Source organism: Candidatus Paceibacterota bacterium, from assembly GCA_028714275.1.
GTDB lineage: Bacteria > Patescibacteriota > Minisyncoccia > Phycocordibacterales > CAINVO01 > CAINVO01.
This window is the reverse complement of record JAQTMP010000023.1, coordinates 1-11,732: the sequence shown is the minus strand read 5'-3', so window position 1 is coordinate 11,732 and position 11,732 is coordinate 1. Positions and strand designations below refer to the sequence as shown.

16 protein-coding genes are annotated in these 11,732 nt (G+C 44.1%); 12 read left to right on the top strand and 4 right to left on the bottom strand.

What is annotated here, in order from left to right:
• The first annotated feature begins 4 nt into the window (after positions 1-4).
• From msrB to PHF79_02665, 3 genes are read left to right on the top strand one after another with little or no spacing between them, the layout of a single operon-like run.
• Positions 5-370, top strand: a complete 366-nt coding sequence (gene msrB / locus PHF79_02675) for a peptide-methionine (R)-S-oxide reductase MsrB (protein ID MDD5318699.1) — start codon at positions 5-7, stop codon at positions 368-370.
• Between the two features lie 18 nt (positions 371-388).
• The gene (locus tag PHF79_02670; GenBank protein ID MDD5318698.1) at positions 389-1,144 is read left to right on the top strand and encodes a hypothetical protein; all 756 of its coding nucleotides are present in this window, start codon (positions 389-391) and stop codon (positions 1,142-1,144) included.
• Between the two features lie 21 nt (positions 1,145-1,165).
• The gene (locus PHF79_02665) at positions 1,166-1,903 is read left to right on the top strand and encodes a hypothetical protein (GenBank protein ID MDD5318697.1); all 738 of its coding nucleotides are present in this window, start codon (positions 1,166-1,168) and stop codon (positions 1,901-1,903) included.
• Here PHF79_02665 and PHF79_02660 read toward each other — a convergent pair.
• Positions 1,880-2,041, bottom strand: coding sequence for a hypothetical protein (locus PHF79_02660; protein MDD5318696.1), 162 nt, complete (start codon positions 2,039-2,041; stop codon positions 1,880-1,882). The genes PHF79_02665 and PHF79_02660 overlap by 24 nt on opposite strands.
• A 24-nt stretch (positions 2,042-2,065) precedes the next feature.
• Positions 2,066-2,632, bottom strand: a complete 567-nt coding sequence (locus PHF79_02655) for a pseudouridine synthase (GenBank protein ID MDD5318695.1) — start codon at positions 2,630-2,632, stop codon at positions 2,066-2,068.
• Positions 2,633-2,688: 56 nt separating this feature from the next.
• Between PHF79_02655 and PHF79_02650 the strand changes: the two genes are divergently transcribed.
• The 9 genes from PHF79_02650 to PHF79_02610 are packed head-to-tail and all read left to right on the top strand — an operon-like array spanning position 2,689 to position 8,338.
• Positions 2,689-3,096: a hypothetical protein gene (locus PHF79_02650; GenBank protein ID MDD5318694.1), complete on the top strand. Its 408-nt coding sequence runs from the start codon at positions 2,689-2,691 to the stop codon at positions 3,094-3,096.
• Positions 3,097-3,146: 50 nt separating this feature from the next.
• A complete protein-coding gene (locus tag PHF79_02645; GenBank protein MDD5318693.1) occupies positions 3,147-3,716 on the top strand; it encodes a thermonuclease family protein in 570 nt (189 codons plus the stop codon).
• A 27-nt stretch (positions 3,717-3,743) separates the two neighbouring features.
• Positions 3,744-3,971, top strand: a complete 228-nt coding sequence (locus PHF79_02640) for a hypothetical protein (protein MDD5318692.1) — start codon at positions 3,744-3,746, stop codon at positions 3,969-3,971.
• On the top strand, positions 3,972-4,493 hold the full coding sequence (locus PHF79_02635) for a cytidylate kinase family protein (GenBank protein ID MDD5318691.1): 522 nt from the start codon (positions 3,972-3,974) through the stop codon (positions 4,491-4,493).
• Between the two features lie 18 nt (positions 4,494-4,511).
• A complete protein-coding gene (locus tag PHF79_02630) occupies positions 4,512-4,862 on the top strand; it encodes a hypothetical protein (GenBank protein MDD5318690.1) in 351 nt (116 codons plus the stop codon).
• Positions 4,863-4,881: 19 nt separating this feature from the next.
• Positions 4,882-5,301 carry a hypothetical protein gene (locus tag PHF79_02625; GenBank protein MDD5318689.1) on the top strand — a complete coding sequence of 140 codons (420 nt, stop codon included), beginning with the start codon at positions 4,882-4,884 and terminating at the stop codon, positions 5,299-5,301.
• Positions 5,228-6,115, top strand: a complete 888-nt coding sequence (locus tag PHF79_02620) for a methyltransferase domain-containing protein (protein ID MDD5318688.1) — start codon at positions 5,228-5,230, stop codon at positions 6,113-6,115. Before PHF79_02625 ends, PHF79_02620 begins: the two co-directional genes overlap by 74 nt.
• A gap of 18 nt (positions 6,116-6,133) precedes the next feature.
• Positions 6,134-7,027, top strand: coding sequence for a CAP domain-containing protein (locus PHF79_02615; GenBank protein MDD5318687.1), 894 nt, complete (start codon positions 6,134-6,136; stop codon positions 7,025-7,027).
• 33 nt (positions 7,028-7,060) lie between these two features.
• Complete coding sequence (locus PHF79_02610) at positions 7,061-8,338, top strand: diadenylate cyclase (protein MDD5318686.1); 1,278 nt, start codon at positions 7,061-7,063, stop codon at positions 8,336-8,338.
• On the opposite strand, the gene PHF79_02605 is transcribed toward PHF79_02610, so the two are convergent.
• Both PHF79_02605 and PHF79_02600 read right to left on the bottom strand, forming a co-directional pair.
• Positions 8,339-9,538 carry an MFS transporter gene (locus PHF79_02605; protein ID MDD5318685.1) on the bottom strand — a complete coding sequence of 400 codons (1,200 nt, stop codon included), beginning with the start codon at positions 9,536-9,538 and terminating at the stop codon, positions 8,339-8,341.
• Positions 9,539-9,546: 8 nt separating this feature from the next.
• Positions 9,547-11,514: a ribonuclease J gene (locus PHF79_02600; GenBank protein ID MDD5318684.1), complete on the bottom strand. Its 1,968-nt coding sequence runs from the start codon at positions 11,512-11,514 to the stop codon at positions 9,547-9,549.
• Between the last annotated feature and the right edge of the window lie 218 nt (positions 11,515-11,732).

Here is an 11,732-nt window from a genome sequence, read left to right as displayed (position 1 = left end):
AAGAGTGGGAAAAGAGCTCACCTCGGAACAGTACGCTGTTCTAAGAGGCAAAGCCACAGAAACCCCTTTCAAAGGAAAATATCTTCACGAAACAAAAGAGGGTGTTTACAAATGTATGGCCTGTGGCAATCCACTTTTTCCTTCTGACACCAAATTTGACTCTGGCACTGGCTGGCCCAGCTTTGATCAGGCTTTGCCTGGAGCCGTCGAGCTGGTGGAGGATAAATCTCACGGTTTCACTCGTACCGAAGTGCTTTGTGCCCGCTGCGGTTCTCATCTCGGGCATGTTTTTGATGATGGCCCCACTGATACAGGCAAGCGCTACTGCATGAACTCCATCTGTCTCGATCTTGAGGAAAAAAAGCCATAAGTATGAGATAATAAAAATATGAATAAAAACACCAAAAATATAATTTATATTGTAGCGGGGGTAATCGTTTTAGGCCTTATTATCTATGCAATCGCTGTCAGCAGCAATAGACCAAAAGATTTTGGTCAGATGAGTACCTCTACGGGAGCGACTACCACCCAAAATTATTTAACTCAAAACTCATATGGCACTGAAACAACTCAGCTAAGCCAAAGCCACAATCTGAATCAGAGTAACCAAATCCAAAGCCAGCCTAGTAACGTCATCGAAGGTAACGCTTTTGATACGAGTTTGGTTGCCCAGGCGATCAACAGCGCTGTCATTACTGTTCCCCAGACAGGAGTAGAAGTGGCTCTCAATGCTGGACAAGCCGACTACACCGACAGCCAAATCAAAGGCCACGTATCCGTTGGGGCTATTCTCAATTATGCTTATACAGACGATGGCAGCTATGACGTCTTTGTGGAAATGCTTTTGACTAAAGAAAATCAAGCCCCAGTGTTGCATTACGTCGCGCTCTTTCGTCTCACTGGCAAGTCAGTCAAATATACTTCAGCTGTCTTGATCGGGGACAGATTGCCCATCCAGAGCGTCACCCCTAAACATGATAGGGCTGTAGAATTCACAGGATCCAATTCCACTTTTGAAACCAAGAACGGGTATCTTTTAAATGTCAGTTATCTAGATCGTAAAAATGCTGAGCCGATGACTACTCCGCCTACTCTTCAAGAGGTCATTACTCTCCATGTCAGGAGTCATATTTTGACATTCTAATATTTCTGGTAGAATATCGGCATGATAAAAAAACTTTCTTTCATTGTTCTTGCATTACTGATTATTGGCGGAGTCTATTGGTACGTAAAGTCAAAGCCGTCCAGCCCAGTCATATCCACAGAAGTATCGCCTGAGGCTTCGTCGACTCTAGCCATAAACACCAGTACAAGCACGGCGCCTGTTTCCAAAAATATAGTAGCTGCCACCTCGTCTGTTTCGGTTGCCCCTATTCCGGCTGATTGGAAGACGTACACTAACACTACCTATGGTTTTTCTCTCAGATATCCAAAGGATTTAGCCCCACATGAAGTAGCCGATGCTTATCCGGGCAGCCGCTATGCAGCCATGATTGCTTTCTATCCAGCTCAGGCTTCAACTTCAAGTCAGCCAGACATGAGCGTTTCTAGCAGAAGTTTTTACGTAAAAGTGTATACCAATGTTGGCTATGACAACACCTCTATTCCTTTTACAGATGAAATTTCGAGTATCCAATACAGCGAGGCTTGCAACAAGATAGGCTTTTATCCTACCAATACTACGGTGGGCACTGGTCAATATCCAGCTCGGGAAATTTATTTCAACCAAAAAAATAAATCGTGCTTGCCGATCTACTTCTTCTCTATCAGTCAAAATAAGAAGCTCTATCACATTCTGCCGTTGATTGATCAACCTGCAGATTATGATTTTGACGGTATAGCTGAGGTGAAGACCAAGCTCCCCGAGTTCAGCCAAATTTTAGCGAGTCTGACTTTCAAGTAGTCCAAGAGCTTTCAGAAAAGTCTCTAGCTCCTCACCTTTGATGGCGCGATAGTTGTTTTGGGTCAGACTTCGAAGTTCGATGTTCATGATGCGGGTGCGCTTGAGGTCTCTGACATCATTGAAGAGAGCTGAAACCATGCGACGGATCTGGTGTTTTTTTCCTTAAGTCAGGGTGATGCTAAAAGTGTAATCATCAATGACCTTGATCTTGCAGGGTTTAGTCGGTTCTTCTTCGCCAATATCTACCCCAGCTTCCATTTTTTCTTTAAAGTTATTTGGGAGTTTGTTTACGGTTTTGACTAGGTATTCTTTATCGTGATTATGCTTGGGGTTGAGCAAACGATCAGTCACTCGGCCATCATTGGTCAGGATGATAAGGCCGTGGGAATTCTTATCTAGACGGCCAATAGGGAAGAGGCCAGCCAAGGGCCCGCTAGTAAAACCAGTGTCAGAGTTGAGAGATTGAGCTATATCGATTTCGTCGCGCTGCGGAGAGTGAGTAATGACATCTACAGGCTTGTTGTAGGCATAATAAGCATAGGCTTCAGGTTTTTTGCCCTGGCGGACCTCAACGTTGTCATTTTCATTGACTTTGTCGCCGAGCACGGCAAAACGGCCGTTGATCAAGACACGGTTTTTTTCTATCAGCTCATCGGCTCCGCGACGAGTGGCGTAATTTTTGAGGGCTAGATACTTATTGATTCGCATGGGGTACAAGGGTTTTTCCATCCGGCAAGTATAGCACACCCTTGCATTTTTACCTAAATATGTTATAATGCTAGGGTATGAATCAAAAAACCCTTGTTTTTAAGCCATTTTTAGCGATCGGACTAATTCTCGCCCTGGCCTTTATGCTTTCTTTCATTTTTGTAGATCAAGCCCATGCTTCGACCTATACTATCAACACTTCAAATGGCGGATGGACACCCAGTCAATCGACCATCAATGCCGGGGGAGATGTAAATGCTATTCTCTGTGGAGCTTACAATATCTGTAACGGCTATGTTCCTGGCTATGGCTACTACAATCCGGCTGGGACAAGCTATAGCTACTATGGAAATAATAATTATGGTTATTATCCTGGCAATGTGTACGGGTACCAATATATTTATGGTGGCCAGCAGGGCTATTACTCATATCTAAACAACTACTCATCTTTTCCTGGATATACATACGTCTATACAGGGCGATAATTTATTTTCCCTTGAGGATAAATTGAAAAAGCTCATGCTAGGGTAACCGCATGAGCTTTTTCAATTTTCGTCTGGGCATATTTATGTTAGTCATTGGAATAGCGGTTTTTATTCTACAGTCTCATAGGGAAACTCGGGCCGATGGTATATACCATGTTGACCGAGTGGTGGATGGAGATACGATTGTGGTCAGCCAGATAGGTGAAAATTTAAGAAAAGATGAGGAAAAAATAAGATTGATCGGACTAAACACCCCTGAGACGGTGGATCCGAGAAAAGCGGTGCAATGTTTTGGGCAAGAAGCTTCAACCAAAGCGAAGGCGATACTTGAGGATGCTACTATTCGATTGGCCAGTGATCCGAGCCAAGACGCTCACGATAAATACGGACGTTTATTGGCCTATGTTTTTGTTCAAAAAGCCACGTCTTCAGAATCCTCAGATGGTGGAGAACTTTTGTTCAATCAATATATGATTGAACAAGGATATGGCTATGAATACACATACAACATACCGTATCTCTATCAAAAACAATTTAAAAAAGCGGAAAAGGTAGCTAGGGCCGAAGGAAAAGGCTTGTGGGCGAAAGGGGTGTGTGAAGGCCAAAGATTGAAGAAGTAAATCATCATTTAGGTTATAATATGGGGAATGAGTGTATCGAATTCAAATTCAAAAACTTCTGGAATGGTCACTTTCATCAAAATAAAGATAGAAAGCGGCACAAATCTGGATGAAACTTTGGCTATGCTGGTGCGGGCCGGTTTTGATGATCAGTCTATCGAACAGGCTTTTGGAGAGGTAAAAAAACTCATACCTGACTTGCATCAGCATCTCGCCAAGAACAACAATTTCTTACCCTCTCTCCTTAAAAAATAAATGGCAAAAATCACTATTTTTGGTTTGGCGGGTACGGGGACCAGCTCGGTGGGTAGACTTTTGGCAAAAAAAATCGGAGCGGATTTCATTTCAGCCGGAGATATATATCGTCAAACAGCCAAGGATCTTGGCTTGTCTTTGGTAGAGTACGAAAAAATCTGTGCTGTAGACGGAGATCATGATCGAGCCCTCGAACAAAAAATGAAGGAATATGGGGAAAGTCACGAGCATTTTGTGGCTGAAAGTCGCTTGGCCTGGTTTTCTATGCCAGATGCGTTTAAAATAAAATTTATCACGGATTTTGATGAAAGGTTGGCTCGAGTAGTCAAACGAGACGGGGTTTCCTTGGAAGCTGCCCTAGCCGAGACTAGCCTCCGTGAAAAGGCGGCTCTCGACAAATACCGGACATACTATGGCCTCGAAGACTACAGCGCGGATGAGCATTTTGGGCTGATTATAGACACCACCCACTTGACCCAAGACGAAGTGGTCCAAAAAATCTGTGAGTATGTGGGGGTGTAAATATGTTATACTTTTGCCATGGATACAACATTTATTCACGCAGACCTCTTTTTCTTTATTAGCTCTTTAGGTTTTATTATTCTTTTTTTGATGGCAGTTGTGGCTAGCATTTATGTTATCGTTATTTTGAAAAATGTAAAAGATTTTTCAAAGCGAATCAAAATGGAAAGCGAGGTGATTTTAGATGAGGTGCATGAGTTTCGATCGGAAATGAGATCCAGGGGTCGCACAGCGGCCTCAGTTTTAAAAGGGTTGCTCGGAGCTTTTGGAGTAGCTCAGGCGGTCCGTCGAGCTCGCGGACGCAGGCGACCAGCGCAAAATGGCAGGACCCAGGATCAGGGCTCTGGCAGTTTTACAGATAAAGAATAAAATAAATAAAAAATAAAAAATGCATAAGGATCAAAAACATGGTTCACCAATCAAGACGGCAAGTATTCTTGGGATCGCAGTGGCTGCTGCTGCGGGAGCCTATTTTCTCTATGGCACCAAAGACGGAAAAAAGAAAATGAAGCAAGTCCGAGGCTGGGCCCTAAAAGCCAAAGGCGAGATTTTGGAAAAGATAGAAGGGCTCAAGGACGTAAACGAAGATACCTATCGAGCAATTGTAGACAATGTCGCAAAGCGGTATGCTCTCTTAAAGAATATTGATAAAAAAGATTTAGAAAAGGTGATTGGCGAGATTCACGCCCACTGGAAAGATATCAAAAAACACATTGGCACCGAAATCAAAAAACATGCTGGAAAAAAAACCAAGAAGACAACACCCAAAAAAACTGCCCGAAAAGTTTCAAAAAAGTCCCAAGATTAGCCTTCAGGATACATCCTGGGAAAAAGTAGCGGATTGGTATGATGAACATTTGGCTAGTGAAGATAGCTACCACCAGCAAGTCATTTTGCCGAATATTCTTCGGCTGGTTGCGGGGAACGCGGGAGGAAGAGAGTCAGACGGCGCAAAAGGCTTTGCTCTTTTGGATTTAGCCTGCGGGCAGGGTTTTTTTGCTGAACATTTCAGAAAGGAAGGCGGGCGAGTGATAGGTGTCGACGCGGCGCCCACTCTGATCGAACGAGCCCGCCAACGTTCACCGAACATTGATTTTCGAGTTGGTTGGGCCGATCAGCTTTCTTTTTTGCCGGACCAATCCTTTGATGTCATTACCCTTATCTTGGCTTTGCAAAACATCAAGGAAGTCGATGGAGTTTTTGCCGAAGTAGCTAGACTTTTGAAAAAAACAGGAAACAGAGAAGGCGATCAAAAAAATGCGCAAAAAAATCCGACAGGCCGTTTTTATATTGTTCTCAATCATCCGTGTTTTCGGATCCCTAAAATGAGCACCTGGGGTTGGGATGAAGAGTCTGCCAAGCAATATCGCCGGATCGACAGTTATTTGTCGGAATCCTCGACCTCCATTGTGGCCCATCCGAGTGATCCGAGGAGTGCCAAGACTATTTCTTTCCATCGGCCTCTCCAGTATTATTTTAAACTGCTCAATAAGCATGGCCTTTCGGTCACCAAGCTTGAAGAATGGATTTCACATAAAAAAAGTCAAAAGGGAAAACGAACTTTGGCTGAAGACACCGCTCGCAAGGAAATACCCCTTTTTCTTTGCATCGAAGCCAGATAATATATACAATACAGGCATATGGCATTGATTCGCGGACTGATTATCCTTTTTTTAGTGGCCGCTATAGGAGTGACCATTGAAAAACATAGTGATTTCTTTTCAAAGCTGGCTTCCAGTACGGTTGGCAGCTTGTCTTCTGATTTTTCGGCTGCTTCAACCACCCTACATTCTACCGTAGCCACTTCATCCTTTGTCAGCGACTTGGCCACCGATCTGCGCAATAATGTCATTGCCCCTTTGCCTTTGGTGGTAAAAAAAGCAGTCGGAGCCAGTACCAATCCCAATCCTAGTTCGCTAACGGTCGAAGGGATTATCAAGCTAACAAATGGCCAGCGGATTAATGTTGGCAACGTCCCGGCTTTGTCTGAAAGTAGTAAGCTAGACGCGGCGGCGACTTTGAAGCTCAACGATCTCTTTGCCAAACAATATTTTGACCATATTTCACCTACTGGGGTGGGGCCGAGCGATCTAGCCAATAAAGTAGGTTACGACTATATTGTCATTGGAGAAAACCTAGCCCTTGGGGGTTTTGACAATGATGAAGCTGTGGTGACAGCTTGGATGAACAGTCCGCATCACCGGGAAAATATTTTAAACAATCGCTACCAAGAAATAGGAGTGGCTGTAGGCAAGGGGAATTACCAGGGTGAGGAAGTCTGGATTGCAGTCCAGGAATTTGGCAAGCCCTTGTCATCTTGTCCAGCCCCAAGTGCCAGTCTCAAGAATCAGGTTGACCAGCTCACAGCAGAGGTAGATGCCCTAAATACTAAGCTAAACCAAGAAAAAAATGATGTTAATGCTTACAACGCTGATGTGCCAATCTACAACGACAAGGTAGCTCAATTGAAACAAACAATCGATGCTTACAATACTACTGTGAGGGCTTTCAACAGCTGTGCCGGCTTGCAGTAATATTATCTGTCTTATAATAATAAATAAAATATAATGTTCGGAATCAACTCACTCAATCAGATCAGTCAGCTTGCTTCGACCGCCTCGGCCTCCTCTTTTTATTTGGTTTTTCCGCATAGCTTGATCGATGTCTTCCAAGCTTTCGGGCTCAAGGACATTTTTGATATCCTGATTGCTTCCGTTTTCATTTATTTTGTTTTGGTTTTCATCCGTCAAACACGTTCATATTTTATTTTGCTGACTTTTATAGTTTTCTTTGGCATCATAGGCAGCTCGCGGATTTTTGATCTGACCCTTACGCGCACTCTTTTAAACCCGTTGCTGACGTTCTTTATTGTTATTTTTGTCATTGTTTTCCAGCGGGAAATCCGACGTTTCTTTAAGTGGTTTGCTTTGTCTCGAGGTAGCCTTTCACATCGCGCTATCAATTTGACTGAAGAAGTAACGGATGCGATTGTGCGCTCTGTCATGGAAATGGCTAAGAGGCGTTTGGGCAGCATCATAGTCCTATCGGGAGAGTATCCTTTGGATGATATCGTCGAAGGGGGTTTTCCTCTAGACGGAAAAGTCTCTGAACCATTGCTTTTAAGTATTTTTGAAGACTCGACACCTGGGCACGACGGGGCAGTTTTGATCGAAAATAGCCGGATCAAAACCTTCGGTTTAGTTTTGCCTTTGGCCGAGGATTATAGGGATTTTTCACGCTTTGGGACCCGTCACCGAGCCGCTATCGGCATTACTGAACGCACCGATTGTCTAGCCCTGGTGGTTTCAGAAGAGAGAGGAACAGTTTCAATAGCCAGAGGTGGGGGTATTTCAAGCGTAACTGATGCCGAATCCCTCACTCAAACCATCAGGCTATTTATGAGCGAAAATGTTCATCAGCAAAAGTCTGGGTGGGATTTTTTTGTCCTCAACCATTTTTCCCTGAAAGTGGTCTCTATTGTAGTCGCTTTGGGCTTGTGGACCATGGTCAGCGCCCAGAATGTGACTATCACCAAGGATATAGATGTGCCGATTGAGTTTTCTTCATTATCTCCTGTTCTCCAGATAAACAAAACAAGCATCGTGGAAGCTACAGTGACATTGTCTGGCAATCAAACAGATATCAACAGTCTAAATCCTAGCCATGATCTACACCTTTTAGTGGACCTAAATGATCGAGGCACAGGCAGCTACAATTTGCCTTTAACCAAAGACAATTTACGCGCACCTTCGTATGTGAACGTCATAAAAGTTTCTCCAGAGCATATCAATTTGACGATCAGTGCTATCCCTACCGTAGGCACTTCAAGCGCAGCTACAAAATAATTATCTTGTGTCGTGGATCAAAAAAGCGTAGCGAACACCGATGAGCATAATAGCCCCCAAGACAACAAAACTATACCTAAAATTAACCACTAGGAGAGATAAAGAAAAAATCAAAGGAGCCACAAGATAAGGCAGGCTTCGGGTCAATCGAAAGAAGCTGATTTCTGAGACCTGTTCGGCGCTGACCTTTTTAAAGAAATAAGCCTCGCTAGACACCTCGATAAAGCTGGCACCTACTCGGGTCATAAAAAGTAAAATAGCCCAGAGAATAAAGTTGGGAGTATCAACATTCGGTATAAGCAGGGTACATACGCTGACTATCAAAAAACCAGCGATGAGGATTTCCTTTTCCCCAAGCTTGCGATCAGCTAGGGTTCCAAGAGGAATTTGAAAGAGTACAAAGGGTAGGAGGGCGATACTCAACATCAGTCCAATCTCTGGCAGGCTAAAGCCCATGTATTCATACAAATAGATGGGGGTGTAGACAGCCATCCAAGCATAAAAAAAATGCAACAAAAAGTTGTCAATAAAAATATCCAGTAAATCACGATTTTTGAAAAAGATTCTGGCTGTCTCAATAGGTCTGAGCTTGGTATAGATCGGATCTTTGAAGTCGCGGAAACTGGAAATGATGATAATAATAAAAGGCACCATAAAGACAGCCCCAATGGTGTAAACTTTCCAAAAATCAGGCTTGATCAAAATCAAGCCCGCAATGAAAGGGGTGATGATGGGTGGAATATTCATCATGGTCAAATACATGCCACGAATTCCTCCCGTTTGGCTGTCGGCTGAGTAACGCTCTAAAAATATGTCTAGATTGAAAATGAGCAAAGTGGAGACAGCCTGCTGAATCACAAAACACCCGATCAAAACAGTCAGAGTGATAGGAACGGGCAGTTTTAACAATGGGAACAAGCCCATTCCAAGGAGCACTACAGCCTCTGTAATGGCTGTAGTCATGATGGTGAGATAGTTGCCAAAGCGATTGAGCAGGCGAGAAGCGTTGAGGAAAACCAGCACAGTCAACATACCTCCACCGACATACAGAAGACTAACCCATCGGTTGCCTACATACAGACTGAGATAGGTGGAATTGATGAAATAAACAAAGAAAAAATGAAAAGAAAAAAGCAGGACGGCTACATATATCTCAGTAAAGATTCGGATACTCTTGAGCTGAATGAGGATTTTGTCCATAGATTATCTTAGATCGCCAGCAGTACCGGAATGACGATTGGACGTTTGGCGGTCTCTTGAAACAGATATTTACTAATAGCATCAGAGACGGCGTCTTTGACATAATCAAAGTTGACCTGGCCATTGCCACTGGCACCAATGCTCATAGCGGTATTGTCTTCGATAGTTTTCTTGATCAAAAACCTGGCATGTCGGAGAAGTTCTTGGGATTCACGCAAATACACAGATCCTCTGGAAATAATGTCAGGAGATTTTTTTAATTTTCCGGTGGAGGCATTGACAAGAGCGATGATGACAAAGATGCCGTCCTGGGAAAGGATCTGGCGATCACGAATGACCACATCTTGAATATCTCCGACTGTAAATCCATCTACCATCACCACGTTGTGAGGGGCCTTGGCAGGCAGGCGGACAATTTTTTCGCCGTCAGCCTGGATTTCAATAATAGTCCCGTCGTCAGGAATAATAATGTTGCTCTTAGGTATACCGAGCTGTTCAGCAAGCTCGCCGTGCAGCCGAAGCATGTAATGGTGACCATGGATAGGGATAAAGAATTTTGGTCGCAGCTTGCGGTGGAGCCACTCCATTTCCCCGCGGTTGCCGTGACCAGTAGAGTGAATATACACATCTGATGTACGGTAGTGCATGATATGGGCTCCTTGGCGGGCAATGCTGTCCTTCAAATGTTGAACCTGCCTTTCATTTCCAGGGATAATAGAAGACGAAAGGAGAACGGTGTCGCGCTCATTCAGCTTGAAATGTTTGTAGTTGTTGTTGGCAAGGCGAGTAAGGAAAGAAAACTCTTCTCCCTGAGCCCCGGTTGCCAAGACTACCACTTTGTCTGGCGGATACTGGTCGATGTCTTGTGGGTTGATAATAGTTTTTTTGTCCACTTTCAAAAGACCAGCCGTAATAACAATATCAATATTGTTTTTCATGCTGCGACCTTCGATCACCAATTTTTTTCCAAACTTTTCACACACTCGCACAATGTGAGCAATACGATAGACGTGTGACGCAAACATGGCCATGATCAGGCGGCCTTTAATGGTCCTGATAATCTCCTCTAGGTTTTCGTGCACTAGTTTTTCTGGGGTGGAAAAGCCAGGGTTTTCTATGTTGGTTGATTCACCGAGGTAAAGCAAAACCTTTTGGTTGTTAAAGACCGAGTATGATTTTTCCTCCTCGGCATCGACAACCCCATCGGTGTGGTTGAGCTTGAAGTCTCCAGGGTTTACGATCCAACCATTTGGAGTTTTAATAATAATACCCATCGAGTCAGGAATACTGTGGGTCACGCCAAAAAACTGCACGGAAATGTTGCCCATTTTTATTTGATCATTCCCTTCTACAATCTTGTAGTCGATGGGTTGAAGGTGGGGGAATTCAGCCTGGCGTTTTTTCAGCATTAGGGAGGTGAGATTGCGGGTGTAGAGAGGGGGATTGCCGATGCGCTCCATGATAAAAGGCAAAGCTCCAATGTGATCGAGGTGACCATGAGTGATGATCATACCTCGCACCTTGTGCTTTCGTTCTTCCAGGTATTTGGTGTTTGGCAAAATGTAATCAATACCGGGAGTATCGCTGTCTGTAAATTTAAACCCAGCGTCCATGACGATGATATCGTCACCCATTTCAAGGACTGTCATGTTCATGCCAATTTCTTCCACGCCACCGAGAGGGATAATGCGGATATTACCTGGAGCTAGAGGAGGGATAGGGAGATTTTCTTTCTTTTCACCGGCTGGTCCTGTGCCATGTCCACCTCGGCCGCCAGCACTAAAGCCCCGCCTAGGCATCATGCGTTCTTTGGGTTTGTGGGCCGAAGAATGCGCAGGTGATGAATGGCTAGGTGAATGATGAGCGGGAGAGCTAGGAGAGGGCCGCTGCGGTCGAGCATGGTATCTTCGGGAGGGTCTAGGGCCTGCTGTCGCACTGTTCGGGGTATTTTTATTCGGTGTTTCGTTCGGGTTCATATATTTTATTATTTATTATTTTTTTATTATTTATTAAGTTTTATTTTACAAACATATTCCAGACTCGTTCGGTTTCGCTGTACCAGGAGCTTATACTGAGGAAGCGCTCTGAAGGCATAGTAATATGTCCAAGCGTCACCCCTCGAATAGAAGGGGGGATGATATAAATGAAATCAGGCGAATAAAGAAAGACGGCAGGAATATCTGCGTCGATTTGT

Excerpts from the sequence above, each read along its gene's own strand:
- PHF79_02650 (MDD5318694.1), top strand. The coding sequence starts at position 2,689 with ATGAATCAAAAAACCCTTGTTTTTAAGCCATTTTTAGCGATCGGACTA.
- PHF79_02600 (MDD5318684.1), bottom strand. The coding sequence starts at position 11,514 with ATGAACCCGAACGAAACACCGAATAAAAATACCCCGAACAGTGCGACA.
- PHF79_02610 (MDD5318686.1), top strand. The coding sequence starts at position 7,061 with ATGTTCGGAATCAACTCACTCAATCAGATCAGTCAGCTTGCTTCGACC.
- PHF79_02625 (MDD5318689.1), top strand. The coding sequence starts at position 4,882 with ATGCATAAGGATCAAAAACATGGTTCACCAATCAAGACGGCAAGTATT.
- PHF79_02605 (MDD5318685.1), bottom strand. The coding sequence starts at position 9,538 with ATGGACAAAATCCTCATTCAGCTCAAGAGTATCCGAATCTTTACTGAG.
- PHF79_02620 (MDD5318688.1), top strand. The coding sequence starts at position 5,228 with ATGCTGGAAAAAAAACCAAGAAGACAACACCCAAAAAAACTGCCCGAA.
- PHF79_02640 (MDD5318692.1), top strand. The coding sequence starts at position 3,744 with ATGAGTGTATCGAATTCAAATTCAAAAACTTCTGGAATGGTCACTTTC.
- PHF79_02615 (MDD5318687.1), top strand. The coding sequence starts at position 6,134 with ATGGCATTGATTCGCGGACTGATTATCCTTTTTTTAGTGGCCGCTATA.
- PHF79_02645 (MDD5318693.1), top strand. The coding sequence starts at position 3,147 with ATGAGCTTTTTCAATTTTCGTCTGGGCATATTTATGTTAGTCATTGGA.
- PHF79_02660 (MDD5318696.1), bottom strand. The coding sequence starts at position 2,041 with ATGGTTTCAGCTCTCTTCAATGATGTCAGAGACCTCAAGCGCACCCGC.
- PHF79_02665 (MDD5318697.1), top strand. The coding sequence starts at position 1,166 with ATGATAAAAAAACTTTCTTTCATTGTTCTTGCATTACTGATTATTGGC.
- PHF79_02630 (MDD5318690.1), top strand. The coding sequence starts at position 4,512 with ATGGATACAACATTTATTCACGCAGACCTCTTTTTCTTTATTAGCTCT.
- PHF79_02635 (MDD5318691.1), top strand. The coding sequence starts at position 3,972 with ATGGCAAAAATCACTATTTTTGGTTTGGCGGGTACGGGGACCAGCTCG.
- PHF79_02670 (MDD5318698.1), top strand. The coding sequence starts at position 389 with ATGAATAAAAACACCAAAAATATAATTTATATTGTAGCGGGGGTAATC.
- PHF79_02655 (MDD5318695.1), bottom strand. The coding sequence starts at position 2,632 with ATGGAAAAACCCTTGTACCCCATGCGAATCAATAAGTATCTAGCCCTC.